The organism is Ruegeria sp. CDSC021 (assembly GCF_059610845.1).
The window spans coordinates 883,766-901,918 of record NZ_JBXWOK010000001.1; the positions used below are offsets into that span (position 1 = coordinate 883,766).

Here is an 18,153-nt window from a genome sequence, read left to right on the forward strand (position 1 = left end):
TCATTGAGTTTCACGCAATCAGACTTGCGTGGATATCCATCGCGGCATCGCGCCCCTCGGCCACTGCGGTCACGGTCAGGTCATCCCCGCCTGCGGCGCAGTCGCCTCCGGCCCAGACCGCTTGTACCGACGTGCGCCCGGCGCCCGTGACGGCGATCTTGTTCCCGTCCAACGTCAGCCCTTCGGGCGCTCCTTCCAGCGTCTGACCTATCGCCTTCAGCACCTGATCGGCAGGCAGGCAGGTTTTCTCGCCGGTGCCCTTCAACTGACCGTCATGGCTGGCAGTATACTCCAATTCGATCTCGGCGGCTGCCCCGTTGCCGTGTACGGCTATGGGCTGAACATTGGTCATGATCCTGACGCCGTGCGATGCGGCCAGATCCTGCTCATAGCGGCTGGCACCCATCGCCTCGCGTCCGCGCCGGTAGGCGATGGTGACGTTTTCCGCGCCCAGCAATTTCGACTTTACAGCTGCGTCAACCGCGGTCATGCCGCCTCCGATGACGACGACATTCCGCCCAACGGGCAGCTCAGCCAGATCGGCCGCCTGACGCACATCCGAGATAAAGTCGACCGCGTCGCGCACGCCGGTCAGATCCTCGCCGCCCGCTCGCAATGCATTCACACCTGTCAGACCGATGGACAGGAAAACCGCATCATAGTTGTCAACAAGGCCATCCAGCGACAGGCCCTCGCCCAGCACCGATCCGGTCTCGATGGTGATGCCGCCGATCCTCAGCAACCAATCGATCTCAGCCTGAGCGAAATCATTGGTCGATTTATAGGCGGCAATTCCATATTCATTCAGACCGCCGGGTTTTGGGCGGCTTTCGTGAATGACCACATCATGCCCCAGCATCGCCAGCCGATGCGCACAGGCTAGCCCTGCGGGCCCTGCCCCGATCACGGCCACCGTTTTGCCGGTGAATGCGGCGCGCTGGAACGGATGGTCGCCCGATGCCATAACGCTGTCAGTAGCAAACCGCTGCAAACGCCCGATCTCGACTGGCGATCCTTCGGCGGTTTCGCGTACGCAGACTTCCTCGCACAGCGTTTCGGTCGGACAAACACGGGCGCACATGCCACCCAAGATATTCTGGCCAAGGATGGTTTCACCCGCAGCTTCAGGCTGACCGGCCTGAATCTGGCGCATGAACAATGGAATATCAATGTCTGTCGGACAGGCCGTCACACACGGCGCGTCATAGCAGAAATAGCACCGATCCGCGGCCACTGCGGCCTCATGCGGGGCAAGTGGTGGATGCAGATCCGTGAAATTCGAGGTCAGCTCATCGCTGGAAAGCCTCCCGGAGACTATGCCGGGGACCATCTGGCCCTGTGCCATCGCTCTACTCCCTGTAGATATGTTGTTATGGCCTCAGCTTGGCACAATCTGATTTTTTATCAAATGGTAAATTTTGCCAAATGGTCAAAAAATGAATAACCAGGCCGAAACACCCGGTTTTTTACTGTACATTGCTGGTTTTTTGGGCCGGAACCGCTCAGATCATCTGTGACAGGTGCCCGGATTTGATCCAAATTCGCGCGCCCTCTGCTCCTGCCAAAGCAGTGGAACGCGCACCTGGCGGTAATCTCAACCAGTCCCAGACCGAAAATTCTTCGTCGGATTCCTGCACCGAACCTGCGATGACAAACAACTCCAACCCATCGACTGCATCCAGATCCAGCTTTTCGCCAGGTGACAAATTCAATACGCGAACATCTTCGCGTGAGTCCTTGAAAAGCTGAAGATTCGAATCCCCAGTAATCGACCGACGAATTTCGGTCCTGTCCTCAGGGTCAAACTGGTGCAGTTTGACTAGTATCGTCGCGCCTTCTTTTGCCGAAGGCGTATGGGAAGATGTCGGAGGATTGCGCACATAACTACCTGCAGGAAAATCACCGGTCTCGTCCTGAAACACACCGTCCAGCACCAAATACTCCTCTCCTCCATCATGCGTATGGGCGGCAAAGGCGCTTCCTGGGGCAAAGCGGACAATCGTGGTGGCGCGGGCGACCTCTTCCCCGATCCGGTCCAACATCTTGCGCTCGACCCCTGCGGCAGGTGACGCAATCCAGTCATTCCGGTCGAAATGCACAGCAACACGTTTTGTGAAATCTGCGTTAACTCTCATGCGGCTTCTCCTGTTTGGTCTGGTCTCTAAATGGTTGCGCAAGTCCTGAATTCAAATTTCAGATGCATGATCTATGATCACATCTGGTTTTGTGCCACGTCTCTACCTAGTGTACGCCCAACCAAAATTCGAGCAGTGCTGGCCCAACGCCACGAACCCGAGAGACGCCCGATGCAGACCGCCAACAATAAATTCAATATCGTGGTCATCGGCCAAAACAACCGGCTGCAATACGAGGCACTGCTGTTTGCAGCCTCGTTACGACACAGCTGTCCCGATTTCGCTGGCCGCCTGTTCGTTGCCGTTCCTCAACCGGGGGCCCGATGGTCACAGGACCCCAGCATTCAGGATGAGGATGTCCTGAAAGCGTTACACCAGCTTGGGGCCGAAATTCTACCGTTTGAAAACCGGGCTTTCGGTGGAAGCTATCCCTATGGAAACAAGATCGAGGCGCTCTTGTCCTTGCCCAAGGGGGAACCATTTGTCTTTTTCGACAGCGATACGCTTGTCACCGGAGACCTGAATAGTGTGCCCTTCGATTTTGACCGCCCCGGTGCCTCGCTGAAAGTTGAGGGGACATGGCCGCGCCCGACCCTGTATGGTCCGGGGTATGACGGTATCTGGCGCGCCCTGTATGAGCGGTTCGAACTGGATTTCGACAGCTCCTTGGACAAGGCCCAACCAGCCGAATACTGGCGGCGCTACCTGTATTTCAATGCGGGTTATTTCTTTTACAGATGCCCACGCCAGTTCGGCGAACGGTTCCTGGAATATGCCTGCACCATCCGGGATGAGGATATCCCGGAACTCGCGGGCCAAACACTGGACCCATGGCTGGATCAGGTCGCATTGCCGCTGGTTATCCATGCCCTTGGCGGCGGCCGCGACGCACTGCCCACTGGCCTGCTGGACGGGTCGGTCACGTGCCACTACCGTCTGTTTCCTCTGCTGTATGCACGCGAAAGCGACCATGTGATCGAGGTTCTGGAAACTGTGGTTGCGCCCAACAAGTTCAAGAAAGTGCTCAAGGGCTATGACCCAATAAAGAAACTGGTGCTCCAGCGCAAAGGGCACAAAATACGCGAGATGTTCGATCGCGAAAACCTGCCTCAGCGCGAGCAGGTCATTCGCAACAAGATCAAAAGCAAAGGTCTATGGATGCGCTGACAGCAATGTTGTGCGCACGCGTCCAATCGCCTAGAGATTCTGCAACACATAGTCCAACAGGAGATTTCCACCATGTCTGACGGCCCCACCTACGGTTTCGACACGCTTCAAATTCACGCAGGCGCGCGCCCTGATCCGGCAACAGGTGCCCGTCAGACGCCGATTTATCAAACAACGGCATATGTGTTTCGCGATGCAGACCACGCGGCGGCTCTGTTCAACCTGCAGGAAGTCGGCTTTATCTATTCCCGCCTGACCAATCCCACCGTGGCGGTTCTGCAGGAACGCGTGGCAACGCTTGAGGGTGGCGTTGGAGCAGTTTGCTGCTCGTCCGGTCATGCCGCCCAAATCATGGCACTGTTTCCGCTGATGGGACCTGGCTGCAACGTGGTGGCCTCGACCCGGCTGTATGGCGGCACGATCACTCAGTTTAGCCAGACGATCAAACGGTTCGGCTGGTCTGCCAAGTTTGTGGATACTGACGATCTGGATGCTGTGAAGGACGCGATCGACAAAAATACACGAGCGGTGTTCTGCGAATCCATCGCCAACCCGGGCGGCTATGTCACCGATATCCGCGCACTGGCGGATGTGACGGATGGCGCCGGCATTCCGCTGATCGTCGACAACACCTCGGCCACACCCTATCTGTGCCGCCCGATTGAGCACGGCGCGACGCTGGTTGTGCATTCAACCACCAAATACCTGACCGGCAACGGCACTGTCACTGGCGGCTGTATCGTGGATTCGGGCAAGTTCGACTGGTCCGCGAATGACAAATTTTCCTCGCTCAGCCAGCCGGAACCGGCCTATCACGGGCTGAAATTCCACGAGACATTCGGTCCGCTGGCCTTCACATTCCACGGCATCGCCATCGGCCTGCGTGATCTGGGCATGACGATGAACCCACAGGCGGCGCATTACACGCTGATGGGGATCGAGACTCTGTCTCTGCGAATGGAGCGTCATGTAGAGAACGCGCAAAAGATCGCAGCCTGGCTAGAGGCCGATGACCGCGTGGAATATGTGACCTATGCGGGCTTGCCCTCGTCGCCCTATCACGACCGGGTCAAGACGCACTACCCCAAAGGGGCCGGTGCGCTATTCACCTTTGCGGTCAAGGGCGGCTATGACGCCTGTGTCAAACTGGTGAACGCGCTGGAGATCTTCAGCCATGTGGCCAACCTGGGCGACGCGCGGTCGTTGATCATTCATTCGGCCTCGACCACCCACCGTCAGCTGACCCCGGAACAGCAAGAGGCCGCAGGCGCCGGTCCCAGCGTTGTTCGGGTGTCCATCGGCATCGAAGACGCCAACGATCTGATTGCCGATCTGGATCAGGCGCTGGCCAAGGCAACGGCCTGACAAATGGCCGGGCACGATACCAACGATCTAGGCCAACCCATCGGCCGGCCAGTTTCGGGCAAGTTTCCGCGCCCGACGCCGCCTTATACACCGATGGAAGGTCAATATTGCTCGGTCGTGCCCCTTGATGTGAACAGGCATGCGCCCGGTCTGTACCGGGCGTTTGCCAATGACACTGATGGGCGGAACTGGACTTATCTGCCCTATGGCCCATTCGACAGCGAAGAAGATTTCGCCGCCTGGACCCGCGCGTCCTGTATGGATGCCGATCCCATGTTCCACACAGTGCTAGACGATGATGGCACCCCGATTGGCATGGCCTCGTTCCTGCGGATTGAACCTGCGGCCGGTGTGGTCGAGGTTGGGCACATCCATTTCTCACCGCTGCTGCAGCGCAGCCCGAAATCCACCGAGACGATGTACCTGATGATGCGCCGCGTGTTCGACGAGCTGGGGTATCGCCGTTACGAATGGAAATGCGACGCGCTGAATGCCCCGTCCTGCAGTGCGGCCCAAAGGCTGGGCTTTACCTTCGAAGGCGTCTTTCGGCAGGCCACCCATTACAAAGGGCGCAACCGCGATACAGCCTGGTATTCAATCCTCGATACCGAATGGCCGCGCATCCGCTCGGCTTTCGAGGCCTGGCTGTCGCCGGACAATTTTGATCAGTCGGGCCAGCAGCGGCAATCCCTGATGGCCCGAACCAGCGACACATCCTAGTCGGAAATCAGAAATTCCATCGACACGTTGACCGAGACCGAAATCTCGCCCCCGGAAACCGGAACGCCGCCCTCAGCTGCCATGTTCATTGCACGCATTTGCGGCATGGGATTGAATCCTCCGGCCTGTTCGCGGATCATCTGAACCGGACCCAGCGTGACTTCGGCCGCCTGTGCCAGTTGGTTGGCCTTTGCCCGCGCCTCACCGACAGCTTTGGCCCGCGCCTGTGCCTCAAGCGGTGCAGGGTCCTGAATTCCGAAATTCAGCCCGCCGAAATTGTTGGCCCCGTCGTCAATGACCGCATCCATGATGGTACCCAGCTGCGACAGATCGCGAACACGCACCACGACGCTGTTGGATGCGACAAAGCCGGAAATCTCGGGCGGCTCTCCGCTAGAACTGTTCCGCCCAGACCATACCGGCGACAAAGACAGATCACGTGTCTGCACATCACGGGTTTCGATCCCCATCTCATCCAGTCGAGTCAGAATTTTGGTCACCGCGTCCGAAGTCGCCTGCATCGCATTTGATGCCTGTGCATCTTCGTTTGTTACACCCAGGGTAATGGTGGCCATATCCGGGGCCGCATGCACCATGCCTACCGCATCAACAATGATGCGACGTTCTTCCGCAGTTGCCATCCCTACCGACGTCATGGCCAGCACAGCGGCCAGAAAAGCGATTTTCTTCAATATCTTCCCTCCAATTATCCTGATTTCAACATGGGGCTGCACCGGGTCACGGGGCAAGAGGAGACGCAGGCTTTTTCTTTCCCTCGGCGAGATCCTGCTTTAATGTCGGTCTGCGGACGAGGCATCGTTTGCATTGCAACTGACAATTATGGTTCCTCCGGATTATGAAACCCGCTTTTGCGCTGTCCATTTCTACAACCGGAATTTCTTTGCACCACAATTCCGATGGCGACTGGTTCGCCATAGGTGAGGTGTCGTTGGATGCCTCCAACTTGGAAGAGCAGTTGAAAGCGCTTCGGGACAAGGGGTTTGCGCTTGAAAATGACCTGAGCTGCAAGGTCATCATCCCAAGGGATCAGGTCAAATTCATCAAAGTCGATACCGCCGGATCATCCTTCGAAGACACCGAACAGGCTGTGCAAAACGCTGTATCCGATGCCACCCCTTATGACCTGACAGAGCTGGTATATGTCACGGCACATGACGGGGCGACCACATGCGTCGCCGTCGTTCCACGCGATACACTGGAGGAAGCTCGGGGGTTTGTGCTGGGATACGGATTCGTTCCGGTCGCGTTCAGCGCTGCATATGAAACAGATGATTTTCCGACCGAACCGTTTTTCCCGCTTGGGGACGCGCCTGCGACCACAAACGCGCCCAAAGTGATCCCCACAGACCCCGCGCAGGATAGTCCGGTTGTTCACGCGATCGCCGATTCTACCGCTCCGACCAGCTTTTGGCCTGTCCAAAAAGTGGCCGCACCTAACTGGGCCTCTCTGCCATCAGTGCGAATTGCAGCGGCGGTGGCTTTGATGTTGGTGGCCGGTGGCATATGGAGCCTTTTTGGAGAAGACAGCCCTGCCCCTGCCGATTCAGAACTGGCCCTGCTGGACGAAACAATATCCCAACCCGAACCGAGTTCTGGACCTGTCGAGCCTGCAGAGACACCCGCAGCACAGGCCGAAGTCACAGTGCCTGAGACCGCAGAGCCAGAAATGGCACCGACCTCTGAATCAGAGCCCGAGCTGTCTGCAACCGACCAGGCCATTCTTGAGGCGCTGAACGTTGCGCCCGCGTTGGTAGACGAAATCGAGCTTGAGCCTGAACCTCAGTTAGTTCCTACACAGCCGGAGATCGAAATCACGTCACCGGGCCTTTTGATAGCGCCAGCGCAGGATCCGCAAATTGAGCTGTATCTGGCCTCCAAAGACGACTCGAATCTGTCGCGTGATGCAATCGCATTGCCGCCAGTACACACATACGACACCGACCTGCCATTTGATTTCGAACCACTTTCAACCGCTGCCGGGGCAAGGTTCAGCCTTGACGAGCGCGGGCTGGTAATACCAACCAAAGAAGGCGTCTTGAACCCGGACGGAGTGGTTGTCTATTTGGGAACACCTTCTAAAACTCCCCCTCCATCGGCTTTGGTCCGGCTGGAAAAGGCACCTGTTGAGGAAGTGGTCGACAACAGGCTGGCGACATTGCGACCAAAACCAAGGCCCGAGAACCTGACCGAAAATTTTGAACGGCAACGGCTTCAAGGGCGTACATTGAAGGAATTGTCCGGAATTCGCCCGAAACCGCGCCCGGAATCCCTGTTGCGTGCTCCGCCGCCCCCGGAATCGACTGAGCCCCTTGCGGAAATGAGGGTGCCGCGCCCCAAACTCCGACCGGCCGGACTGACCCGGCAGGCCAGTGCAGGTACTGCGACTTTGGGTTCGGCAGCTGGAATTGAACAGCTCAACAATGAGGTCGGAACGTTCCAGCCCAAAACCACAGCGCCCAAAATCCCATCCTCGGCTTCGGTTGCACGGCAGGCCACAATCGACAATGCAATCAACCTGCGGAAACTGAACCTGATCGGGGTTTACGGCAGCCCATCCAATCGCCGCGCATTGGTTCGGCTGCCCAGCGGCAGGTACAAAAAGCTTAAGATCGGGGACAGGCTTGACGGCGGCAATGTCATTGCTATCAGCGACAATGAATTGCGCTATCAGAAACGCGGGCGAAACGTAGTTCTCAAGATGCCACGTGGTTAAGAGGCGGCCTGCGCGGGTGACCACGCAGGATTACCTTCTTGCATCAAGCTGCTGAAATTTCTCCACTTTCAATCTGCTCTCGCTCAATGGATTCGAACAGCGCCTTAAAGTTACCCTCGCCAAACCCATCGTCGCCTTTGCGCTGAATGAACTCGAAGAAAATCGGTCCGATGACCGTTTTCGAGAAGATTTGCAGCAGAATCCGGGTCTCACCACCGTCCAGAACGCCCTCTCCATCAATCAGAATGCCGTGCTTCATCATCCGGTCCAACGGCTCTTCATGATCGACCACGCGGGTTTTGGACAACTCATAATAGGCTTCGTTCGGGCCGGGCATGAACTTCAGCCCCTTTTCGGCAATCGCATCGGTCGAGGCATAGATATCCTCGCTGCCCACAGCGATATGCTGGATGCCCTCGCCCTTGTATTTCTTCAGGTAGGAAACGATCTGCCCGGTTTCACCGCGATCTTCGTTGATCGGAATGCGGATACGCCCGCATGGAGAAGTCAGCGCGCGACTAAAAAGACCGGTGAATTTGCCCTGAATGTCAAAAAAACGGATTTCACGGAAGTTGAACAAATCACCATAGAACTTGAACCACTTGTCCATATTGCCCTTGTAAACATTGTGGGTCAGGTGATCGAGATAATAGAACCCATCCCCCCGGGGCTTGGACTGTTCTGTCCATGTGAATTCCTGATTATAGGGCGATGTTTCGTAATATTGATCAATGAAATAGATCAACGATCCGCCAATCCCCTTGATTGCAGGCACATTCAGTGTCTTGTCTGCCGCGTCATAAGGTTCAGCCCCTTTCGCTACAGCGTGCTCATAGGCTTTCTGCGCATCCACGACGCGCCATCCCATCGCCGGAGCACAAGGGCCATGCTCGCCCACGAACCGGGCAGAATAGCTGTCGGGATCTGCATTCAGGATGTAAGTCACATCACCCTGTTGCCACAACTCAATCGCAGGCTTGTCCTTGTGGTGACCTACCAGCGCGAATCCCATCTTTGCGAACAGATCGCGCAGCTCTTGCGGCTCGGGATGTGCGAACTCGACAAACTCGAACCCATCGGTTCCGGCGGGGTTTTCATCCGATATGATTGATTTCGGGGCGTTGTGAGGGAAAGGACCCATGGCGCGTCTCCGTTAATACAGGAATTTATTTGCTGATTTCAAAATACGTCTTAATCGGCACTTTTTTCGCGCATAGTTTTCCAATAACTTAAAGGGGCGCGCGTAAATTGCGCATAAGATTGGCCAATCACGGAGTTTTTCCGCACATGCTTGATTCCACTGATACGCGCCTGCTGTCAGCGCTGCAGAAAAACGCCCACCTAACAGCACACCAACTTGGAGAGATGTTGAACCTGTCGCCCAGTCAGGCTGGTCGCCGGCGCCAACGGCTGGAGGCTGAAGGGTATATCACCAGCTATGTCGCTCGCCTCGATCCTCTAAAGTTAGGGTTGCAGGTGCAGGGTTTTGTTCAGGTTCATCTGAGTACGCACGGCCCCGCGCAATCTGAAGGCTTTGCCCGTATGGTCGAAACACGCGCCGAAATCACCAGCGCATGGACAATGACAGGTGAGGCCGATTATTTACTACATGTCTATTGCGACGATCTATCCGCGCTTAATCGCTTGCTTCATCAGGTAATCCTTCCACATCCTGCAGTGGCTCGGATACAAAGCCAAATCGTTATGGATCAGCTCAAACGCGACGCCCCCCTGCCCACCTGAGCGCATTGAAAGGACGATCATGGACAACTTCCTTTACCAGGCGACGATCTATCTGGCTGCGGCTGTGATCGCCGTGCCGCTTTCGGCGCGTCTGGGACTGGGCTCTGTACTGGGATATCTGGCCGCGGGCCTTGTCATAGGGCCGTTGTTCGGATTGGTGGGTGCGGAAACGGAAAACCTGCAGCATGTGGCTGAATTCGGCGTAGTCATGATGCTGTTCCTGATCGGACTTGAACTGGAACCGCGCGCTCTTTGGGATATGCGGGACAGGCTTTTGGGGCTTGGCGGCCTCCAGGTGCTTTTATCGACCGCAGTGATCGCCAGCGTCGCCATGTATGCAAATCATCCATGGTCCGTAGCCCTGGCAGTGGGGTTGACGCTTTCCCTGTCATCAACTGCGATTGTTTTGCAGACCCTGTCGGAAAAGGGCTTGATGAAAACGAACGGAGGACGGGCGACCTTTTCAGTACTGCTGACTCAAGACATCGCGGTCATACCAATCCTGGCACTGCTTCCACTGCTGGCTCTGCCTGCCATTCCCCAGATTGCAAATGACGGATCTATCAACCGCATATCCACGGGGCACCACGGCGCGGCGAATCATAGCTTGTCATTGGTCGAGGGGTTGCCAGGGTGGGCGGTAACGCTTGTCACCATTGCCGCGATCGGTTTCGTCATTCTCGCCGGAGTGTACCTGACCAGGCCCTTGTTCCGCTTTATTCATGCGACCCGCCTCCGCGAGATGTATACGGCGCTGGCGTTGATGATTGTGGTTGGCATTTCCTTCCTGATGACGCTGGTTGGCCTGTCACCCGCTCTGGGCGCGTTTCTTGCAGGTGTGGTGCTGGCCAGTTCCGAGTTCCGGCATGAAATGGAGAGCGACCTAGAGCCGTTCAAAGGCCTTTTCCTTGGTCTGTTTTTCATCACCGTTGGCGCGGGCATCGATGTCGCCTATTTCTTTGACGACCCCTTCGACCTGATCGGACTGGCCCTGTTGGTAATCTTGGTCAAAGGGATCATTCTGTTCCTGGTTGGCCGCGCATTTAAACTGCGCGGACGCGATCACTGGCTGTTTACACTGGGGCTGGCGCAAGCAGGTGAGTTCGGCTTTGTCCTGCTGGCGTTTTCGACCCAGCAGAATGTGATTCCAGGGGATCTGTCACAAAAACTTTTGATGATCATTGCGCTGACCATGCTGATCACGCCGCTTTTGTTCATCATTTATGATCTTCTCTCGCGCCGGATGGGGGATGGCACACCGGCACCCGAACCGGATGAGATCGACGAGAAAGGCCCGGTCATCATCGCCGGGATCGGGCGATTTGGTCAGATCGTCAATCGTCTGGTGCAGGCAAGCGGGTTCAAAACCATCGTTCTTGACCATAACATCGAAACCATCCAGCTGATGCGTCGCTTTGGCGTAAAAGGGTTCCTGGGGGATCCGACCCGTCCGGAATTGTTGCGCGCGGCCGGCCTTGAAAAAGCATCTGTTCTGGTGGCTGCGATGGATGATCGCAAGAAGGTGACGCGTCTTGTCGGCTATGCGCGCCGCCAGCGCCCAGACCTACACATCGTCGCGCGGGCACGGGATCGGACCCATGTGTACGAGCTGTATCAAGCCGGCGCGAACGACATTGTGCGCGAGACATTCGATGGCTCATTGCGGGCCGGGCGATATGTGCTCGAGAATGTGGGTCTCAGCGAATACGAGGCAGCGCAGGCCGAACAGACTTTCTACCACCATGATCGCATGTCGGTTCGTGAACTGGCAGAGCTCTGGATTCCCGGGCTGCCCACCGCCGAGAACAAAAAATACATCGAGCGTGCGCAGCAGCTGGAAAAAGACCTTGAGACCGAACTGCTGGAATTGGCGGAAGAAAACGACAAAAAATCGGCCTGACCTTCAACTGACGGTCAGGCCGCGCGGATCAACTGTCCGTGACGCCAGCTTCGGCAAAGGTCGCCATGCCGGAATGACAGGCAACAGCGCTTTTGAGGATATTGATCGCCAGCGCCCCGCCAGAGCCCTCACCCAGTCGCAGCCCCAGCTTCAGCAAAGGCTCTTTACCGAGCTTGGCCAACACAGCGCCATGCGCACCTTCCGCGCTCTGGTGCCCGGCGATCGAGTGATCCAGCGCGCTCTCTGAAAGGTCAGACAGACACGCGGCGGCCGCTGAGCAGATAAAGCCATCCAGAATAACCGGAATGTGCAGCGCGCGTGCGGCGGCAATGGCTCCGGCCATAGCGGCGATCTCGCGTCCGCCCAGACGGCGCAGAATCTCTAGCCCATCGCCCGAACCGCCATGTAGCGTAACACCTTCGGCCACCACACGGGTTTTGTTTGCTAATCCCGCATCATCGACACCTGTTCCGCGACCAGTCCAATCGCCCGCCTGACCTCCGAACAAGGCGCAAGCAATCGCCGCTGCGGGGGTTGTGTTGCCGATACCCATTTCACCAACAACAAGAAGATCGGCGTCTGGTCTGACCGCAGTCCACCCGGTGCGCAGCGCCTGCAATAGGTCGTCCTCTGACATAGCTGGACCTGATGTGAAATCCGCGGTCGGTCGTTCAAGCTCCAGCGCGTGGACATCCATCGTAGCACCAGCCGCCTTGGCCAGCTGGTTGATGGCCGCCCCGCCATGTTCAAAGTTCAACACCATCTGCACGGTCACTTCCGGCGGAAAGGCCGAAACACCCTGTGCTGTGACACCGTGGTTTCCGGCAAACACGATAACCTGCGGCGAGGTGATCTGCGGGCGGGCATCCCCGCGCCAGCCTGCATACCAGATTGCCAGGTCTTCCAACCGACCAAGCGCGCCCGGAGGTTTGGTCAGCTGCCCATTACGGTCAGTCGCCCCTTGCGCAGCGGCATCATCGGGCCCGGAGGCTTGCCGGACAGCTTCGCGGAAAGAATTCAGATTGTTAATTTCGGGCAGCATCCAAAGCCTCGTTGCATCAGAGTGGTCCTGCGTGTTTAACCGAAGCGATCAAACCGACAAGACCCTGAAAGGCGCAGGAGTGCTAAAAAACGACACCAAGCTCATTTCTGCCTGGGATATTCCGCTGGCTTTGGTCCTGTTGACGCGTTTGCCCGTGCCGCGGCTGCCTGACAGAGTGTTCTCGCGTCAGGCCAGTGCCGTTTGGGCCTTTCCATTGGCGGGGCTTGTTGTCGGCCTATTGGCCTGTGCCGTGGGATGGATGGCGACGGCCATGGGGCTGCCGTCGATAGTGTGTGCCATACTTGTCGTTCTTGTCCTGACCATCACCACCGGCGCGATGCACGAGGATGGGCTTGCAGATACCGCCGACGGGCTGTGGGGCGGTTTCACGCCTGAACGGCGGCTAGAGATCATGAAGGACAGCCACATCGGCACCTATGGCGTCCTTGCCCTGATTTCTTCGCAACTGCTGCGCGTGTCGTTGATTGCCGCGATCCTTTCGAATGCGGGTTTTACCACCGTATTGGCCGCATGCATCGTTTCGCGGGCTATGATGCCTGTTGTTATGTCCGTCCTTCCAAATGCCCGCCAATCGGGCCTTAGCCATTCAGTGGGCGCACCCGGATCGACCGCGGTGATACTCGGCGGAGTCATGGCGCTGCTGCTCACTCTGCCAATGATCGGGTTGCAGGTGGTTTTCCCTACGCTGATTGCCGCTTTGTCTGCGGTGGCAATGGCGATGCTAACCAAGGCCAAGATCGAGGGTCAGACCGGTGATATACTGGGCGCCACTCAACAACTGGCCGAGATAGGGTTTCTTATGGCCGTAGCTACGCAGGTTTAGTGGCCCCGATTTCATCTGGTGACTGCAATATAAAAAGGCCACCTCCTTGCGGGGATGGCCCTAAAATTTTGATTTCAGCAGGTTCAGGCCGCCGCTGCCGCGCGCGAGGTCAGAACCTCATCCACCTGCCTGGCCGCAGACACTTCGCCTGCGCCGGATACTGCCGCGACTTCGCGGGTCAGACGCTCAAGCGCGGCTTCATAAAGCTGACGTTCGGAATAGCTCTGTTCGCGCTGATCATCGGTGCGGTGCAGATCGCGGACAACTTCGGCAATCGAGATCAGATCACCCGAGTTGATCTTTTGTTCATATTCCTGTGCCCGGCGGGACCACATGGCACGCTTGACCTTGGCCTTGCCCTTCAGTGTCTTCATGGCCTGGCTGATGACATCTGGCGAGCTGAGCGAGCGCAAACCGGACTCGGTCGCCTTGTTGGTCGGCACGCGCAGGGTCATTTTGTCTTTCTCAAAGGAAATGACGAACAGCTCGAGCGAGTATCCCGCAACTTCCTGTTCTTCGATCGAAATGATCTGACCGACACCATGGGCCGGGTAAACAACATAGTCGTTGGGGCGAAACTCAAGCTTCTTCGACTTAGACATACAGGTTCTTCCTTGGTTACGAGAGCGCGGGACAGACAACAAAACGACCCACCCCGTGCCAGTACGGCCCGGTCAGGTTGCTGTGTTTTCAACTAATCAGAACTCCAAAGCGAGCATACTTACGGAGTCATCCCCATCTCAATCAACGTTCAATTTCCGAGTATATCACAAAATTGAGACACTCGAAAGGCTGCCCCTTTCCACTTGAAAGAAAGGTGTTAAAAAACAGATAGATAAGGCGCCATCCCACTGCTGAACTGACAAGTTCAGAGCGCGAATCGCTTAGCCGCCTTCGCCGGGGGCCTCAGAGAAGTATTTCTCCATCTTACCCTCTTCGCCATCACGCTCTTCTGCATCAGGCAGCGGGTCTTTCTTGGTCACTATCACCGGCCACTGCTCGGAGAACTTGCGATTAAACTCGACCCATTGATCCATGCCCGGCTCAGTATCCGGACGGATCGCATCAGCGGGACATTCAGGTTCACATACTCCGCAATCGATGCATTCATCGGGATGGATGACCAGTGTATTCTCACCTTCATAGAAACAATCCACCGGACACACTTCGACACAGTCGGTGTATTTGCAGGCGATGCAGTTTTCAGTGACAACATAGGTCATGGTGAATTTCCCGTTTGCGGTTTGGGCGTCTAGCTAAATCAGTATGGCGTCAGCTTCAAGATATGTTCAGCTATCTTGATTGCGAGAAAGATCAAGTAGACGCCGATCCTTCTTGGTGGGACGACCTTTTCCCTCAAACCCTGGATTTCGCGGCTGCGTGTCCTGCTTTTCGGTCAAATCGGTATATAATGTCTGCGCCTCGGATGCTGGTCCGCGCCGATCACCCAGTTTTTCGATACGCACAACGCGCACAACGCGCGCCTGAGGGAAGGTCAGAACATCACCGGGGGCCACAGGCTGCGCCGGTTTCAGGATCCGGTTTCCGTTGACGCGGACATGGCCGCCACTGACCTGTTTGGCGGACAGGCTGCGGGTCTTGAAGAACCGAGCCTGCCACAGCCATTTATCGATCCGAAGCCGGGCCTCGGTCATCAGGCGTTAATTGCCTTCCTTCAAACCCATAAGCGCGGCCGCGAACGGGTTATCGGGATCAATGGGCTTTTCTTTCCTGGGCGGACGAGACGAGAAGGTCTTGGCACCCTGCGGCTTGCCACCTTTCTTGCCCTGCGGCTTGCCCCGGCCATCCTGAGGCTTACCGCGCGGCTTACCTTTGCCCTGCCCCTGCCGCTGTTCACGGCGTGGGCCTTGGTTGGCCTGACGCTGACGGCCCCAGGTGAAGGTATAGAAAACCTCAACCTCGGGTTCATCTGTTGCTGCTGTCGGCACGGTGGCCTCGGCTGCTGCCTCGGTGCTTTCGGTGGCCTCGGCTGACGCCTCGGTGGGTGCGGCGACCTCTTCGGGGGTTCCCTCTGGTGCGGGTACTTCCTCGGAGGCAGCTGCTTCCGTGGCCTCTGCGGCAGGTAGCTCTGCCGGTGCGGGCTTAACCTTTTCACGCTCGGCGCGTTCGGCCTTGTAGCCCAGCCCCTGCATCAGGTCGGCGAATTGTTCCAGCGTCATACCGGTGATCGACAGCATGTCAGGCTTGGCCTCGAACCCACCACGGCTGTCTTCAGCGCGCAACATGTCGGCCAGACGTTCCAGCATGTCGATCCGGATCGAGCGTTCGCCCGCATCGCGATAACCACACATAGTGTCATAACCGTCAGGTGCGCCCTTGGCGATGGGCACAGTAACAAGACCCGGAGGCGGCGCGTCGGGAAATTCCTGCAGGCCATTTGCCAATGCCCACAAAACAAGACGCAGACGCGTTGGGGCCGGTTTCAGCAGCAGCGGCATGAAAATGGTGAACTGACCAAAGCGGATACCGTGTTTGCGCAGCGCGCCACGGGCGTCCTGATCCAGATCCTTGACGTCTTGCGCGACACCTGCGCGCGGCAATACGCCCAGCGCCTCAACCATGCGGAAGGCAAAGCCCCTAGCTAGCCCATTGAGTTCTTCATCGCGCGACAGGTTCAGCAACGGCTCGAACAGTGCGGCCACTTTGCGGTCGATGAAATGCTGCAGGCGACGCTGAACTTTCTGTTCAACATCGGGGCCCGCGGCCTCGTCCACAAAAACCTCGACCAGCGGCTTGAGAGGCTCTGCCCCGGCAACCAGCTTGCCAACGGCATATTCACCCCACATCAGGCCACCCTGATCGGTAAAATCGATTTCGGTATCGGGTGCATTATAGAAGCGATCGGCACGCAGATGGAATTGCGGCGCGAGGGCTTGCAAGGACGCCGATTTCAAGGCTTTCGCCTCGGCTCCTTGCGCGCTTTTGTCCGGACTGAACCGGAACCCTTCCAGACGACCGACGAATTCACCTTCGACGGTCACTTCACCCTTGTCATTTACTTCGGCCAAAAGGGCCTCCTTCTGTTTGAGCCGGCGCAACAAAACGGATGTGCGCCGGTCCACAAATCTCTGAGTCAAACGGTCATGCAGAGCGTCTGACAGCCTGTCTTCTACAATGCGCGTCTCATCACGCCAATGGGATTCGTCACGCACCCAACCATTTCGTTGCGCAACGTAAGTCCAGGTGCGAATATATGCCAACCTTTTTGACAGTGCATCTATATCGCCATCCGTTCGGTCGATCCGGCGGATTTGCCGCGCCATAAAGTCATCCGGGATCGAACCACCTTCATGCAGGTGGCCAAAAATCACTTCGAGCAGGCTGGCATGTTCGGCATGGCTGATGCCGCGAAAATCGGGGATTCGGCACACATCCCACAACAAACGAACGGATTGCGGATCACTGGCACGGGCCGCAATTTCGGCAACTTGCGACAAGGATTTAAGCACATTCAGATCATCTGCCGGACGGGCTTTGATCAGGTGTTCGCTATCCGGGCTAATCTCGAGCGTGCGGATCAGAGCGTCAATCGAACCAAACTGCAAGGCGGCATTCCGCCAATTCAGTTTTTTCATCGGCGCAAAGCGGCTGTCCATAATGGCCTGCGCGACACCGTCGTCCAGAGGCGGCGCCTCGCCGGTCACGCCGAAGGTTCCATCGGACATTCCGCGCCCTGCGCGGCCAGCAATTTGGGCAAGCTCATTCGGGGCCAGGGGCCGCATCCGCCGGCCATCGAATTTGGTCAGGGACGAGAACGCAACATGGTTCACATCCAGGTTCAACCCCATCCCGATGGCATCGGTGGCAACCAAATAGTCGACCTCACCATTCTGATAGAGCTCAACCTGTGCATTCCGTGTACGCGGACTAAGCGCCCCCATGACCACAGCTGCCCCACCCTTTTGACGGCGTAGCAGCTCGGCGATGGCATAGACGTTGTCGACCGAAAACCCGACGATGGCGCTGCGCGGTGGCATGCGGCTGATTTTCTTGGGGCCGGCATAGACCAGTTGCGACATCCGCTCTCGCCGGACGAATTGTGCTTCGGGCACAAGTGCCGCGATGGGACCGCGCATGGTGTCGGATCCCAGAAACAGGGTTTCATTGGTGCCGCGCGCGCGCAGCAACCTGTCGGTGAAGACGTGGCCGCGTTCCGGGTCGGCGCAGAGTTGGATTTCGTCGATAGCCACAAAATCGGCACCCATGCCTTCGGGCATCGCCTCGACCGTACAGACCCAATATTTCGCACGCGGCGGTACGATACGTTCTTCCCCGGTGATCAGCGCCACCACCGACGGCCCGCGAATGGCGACGATTTTGTCGTATACCTCGCGCGCAAGCAGACGCAGCGGCAAGCCGATCACCCCCGTGCGGTACCCCAGCATACGTTCGATTGCGTAATGGGTTTTGCCTGTATTGGTTGGGCCAAGTACGGCCACGATTCGGGATGACCCGCTCACCTTTGCCCCCTGCCCTCGGTTC

16 protein-coding genes are annotated in these 18,153 nt (G+C 57.3%); 7 read left to right on the plus strand and 9 right to left on the minus strand.

Annotation, left to right across the window (positions count from 1 at the left end):
- Nucleotides 1-10 precede the first annotated feature (10 nt).
- Nucleotides 11-1,345 (minus strand): NAD(P)-dependent oxidoreductase, encoded by a 1,335-nt coding sequence (locus AC2FGB_RS04400; protein WP_496693280.1) that lies wholly within the window; start codon nucleotides 1,343-1,345, stop codon nucleotides 11-13.
- Nucleotides 1,346-1,502: 157 nt separating this feature from the next.
- On the minus strand, nucleotides 1,503-2,135 hold the full coding sequence (locus tag AC2FGB_RS04405) for a cupin domain-containing protein (RefSeq protein ID WP_142634394.1): 633 nt from the start codon (nucleotides 2,133-2,135) through the stop codon (nucleotides 1,503-1,505).
- A 171-nt stretch (nucleotides 2,136-2,306) separates the two neighbouring features.
- Between AC2FGB_RS04405 and AC2FGB_RS04410 the strand changes: the two genes are divergently transcribed.
- The 3 genes from AC2FGB_RS04410 (at nucleotide 2,307) to AC2FGB_RS04420 (ending at nucleotide 5,387) form a co-directional block, all read left to right on the plus strand.
- The gene (locus tag AC2FGB_RS04410) at nucleotides 2,307-3,302 is read left to right on the plus strand and encodes a GT-B fold glycosyltransferase domain-containing protein (protein ID WP_496687626.1); all 996 of its coding nucleotides are present in this window, start codon (nucleotides 2,307-2,309) and stop codon (nucleotides 3,300-3,302) included.
- A 72-nt stretch (nucleotides 3,303-3,374) separates the two neighbouring features.
- Complete coding sequence (locus AC2FGB_RS04415) at nucleotides 3,375-4,667, plus strand: O-acetylhomoserine aminocarboxypropyltransferase/cysteine synthase family protein (protein ID WP_496687624.1); 1,293 nt, start codon at nucleotides 3,375-3,377, stop codon at nucleotides 4,665-4,667.
- A 3-nt stretch (nucleotides 4,668-4,670) separates the two neighbouring features.
- Nucleotides 4,671-5,387: a GNAT family N-acetyltransferase gene (locus tag AC2FGB_RS04420; RefSeq protein ID WP_496687622.1), complete on the plus strand. Its 717-nt coding sequence runs from the start codon at nucleotides 4,671-4,673 to the stop codon at nucleotides 5,385-5,387.
- Here the strand turns inward: AC2FGB_RS04420 and AC2FGB_RS04425 are convergent.
- Nucleotides 5,384-6,079: an SIMPL domain-containing protein gene (locus AC2FGB_RS04425; RefSeq protein WP_496687619.1), complete on the minus strand. Its 696-nt coding sequence runs from the start codon at nucleotides 6,077-6,079 to the stop codon at nucleotides 5,384-5,386. The genes AC2FGB_RS04420 and AC2FGB_RS04425 overlap by 4 nt on opposite strands.
- A 164-nt stretch (nucleotides 6,080-6,243) precedes the next feature.
- On the opposite strand from AC2FGB_RS04425, the gene AC2FGB_RS04430 reads away from it, so the two are divergent.
- Nucleotides 6,244-8,121 carry a hypothetical protein gene (locus AC2FGB_RS04430; RefSeq protein ID WP_496687617.1) on the plus strand — a complete coding sequence of 626 codons (1,878 nt, stop codon included), beginning with the start codon at nucleotides 6,244-6,246 and terminating at the stop codon, nucleotides 8,119-8,121.
- Nucleotides 8,122-8,164: 43 nt separating this feature from the next.
- Here the strand turns inward: AC2FGB_RS04430 and hppD are convergent, their stop codons facing one another.
- Entirely contained in the window at nucleotides 8,165-9,262 is a 1,098-nt protein-coding gene (gene hppD / locus AC2FGB_RS04435; protein WP_281994757.1) for a 4-hydroxyphenylpyruvate dioxygenase, read from the minus strand.
- A gap of 146 nt (nucleotides 9,263-9,408) precedes the next feature.
- On the opposite strand from hppD, the gene AC2FGB_RS04440 reads away from it, so the two are divergent.
- Nucleotides 9,409-9,864 carry an Lrp/AsnC family transcriptional regulator gene (locus AC2FGB_RS04440; RefSeq protein WP_496693281.1) on the plus strand — a complete coding sequence of 152 codons (456 nt, stop codon included), beginning with the start codon at nucleotides 9,409-9,411 and terminating at the stop codon, nucleotides 9,862-9,864.
- Nucleotides 9,865-9,883: 19 nt separating this feature from the next.
- Nucleotides 9,884-11,764: a monovalent cation:proton antiporter-2 (CPA2) family protein gene (locus AC2FGB_RS04445; RefSeq protein WP_496687615.1), complete on the plus strand. Its 1,881-nt coding sequence runs from the start codon at nucleotides 9,884-9,886 to the stop codon at nucleotides 11,762-11,764.
- A 28-nt stretch (nucleotides 11,765-11,792) separates the two neighbouring features.
- Here AC2FGB_RS04445 and cobT read toward each other — a convergent pair whose 3' ends face one another.
- A complete protein-coding gene (cobT, locus tag AC2FGB_RS04450; protein ID WP_496693283.1) occupies nucleotides 11,793-12,806 on the minus strand; it encodes a nicotinate-nucleotide--dimethylbenzimidazole phosphoribosyltransferase in 1,014 nt (337 codons plus the stop codon).
- Nucleotides 12,807-12,885: 79 nt separating this feature from the next.
- On the opposite strand from cobT, the gene cobS reads away from it, so the two are divergent.
- Nucleotides 12,886-13,650 (plus strand): adenosylcobinamide-GDP ribazoletransferase, encoded by a 765-nt coding sequence (gene cobS / locus AC2FGB_RS04455; RefSeq protein WP_496693284.1) that lies wholly within the window; start codon nucleotides 12,886-12,888, stop codon nucleotides 13,648-13,650.
- An 83-nt stretch (nucleotides 13,651-13,733) separates the two neighbouring features.
- Here cobS and AC2FGB_RS04460 read toward each other — a convergent pair whose 3' ends face one another.
- The 4 genes from AC2FGB_RS04460 to AC2FGB_RS04475 all read right to left on the minus strand — a co-directional run bounded on the left by AC2FGB_RS04460 (nucleotide 13,734) and on the right by AC2FGB_RS04475 (nucleotide 18,131).
- A complete protein-coding gene (locus AC2FGB_RS04460; protein ID WP_142634416.1) occupies nucleotides 13,734-14,252 on the minus strand; it encodes a CarD family transcriptional regulator in 519 nt (172 codons plus the stop codon).
- Nucleotides 14,253-14,534: 282 nt separating this feature from the next.
- Nucleotides 14,535-14,873 carry a ferredoxin FdxA gene (gene fdxA / locus AC2FGB_RS04465; RefSeq protein ID WP_085821728.1) on the minus strand — a complete coding sequence of 113 codons (339 nt, stop codon included), beginning with the start codon at nucleotides 14,871-14,873 and terminating at the stop codon, nucleotides 14,535-14,537.
- 66 nt (nucleotides 14,874-14,939) lie between these two features.
- A complete protein-coding gene (locus tag AC2FGB_RS04470) occupies nucleotides 14,940-15,305 on the minus strand; it encodes an RNA-binding S4 domain-containing protein (RefSeq protein WP_142634418.1) in 366 nt (121 codons plus the stop codon).
- Nucleotides 15,306-15,311: 6 nt separating this feature from the next.
- Nucleotides 15,312-18,131 (minus strand): helicase-related protein, encoded by a 2,820-nt coding sequence (locus tag AC2FGB_RS04475; RefSeq protein WP_496693285.1) that lies wholly within the window; start codon nucleotides 18,129-18,131, stop codon nucleotides 15,312-15,314.
- Nucleotides 18,132-18,153 lie beyond the last annotated feature (22 nt).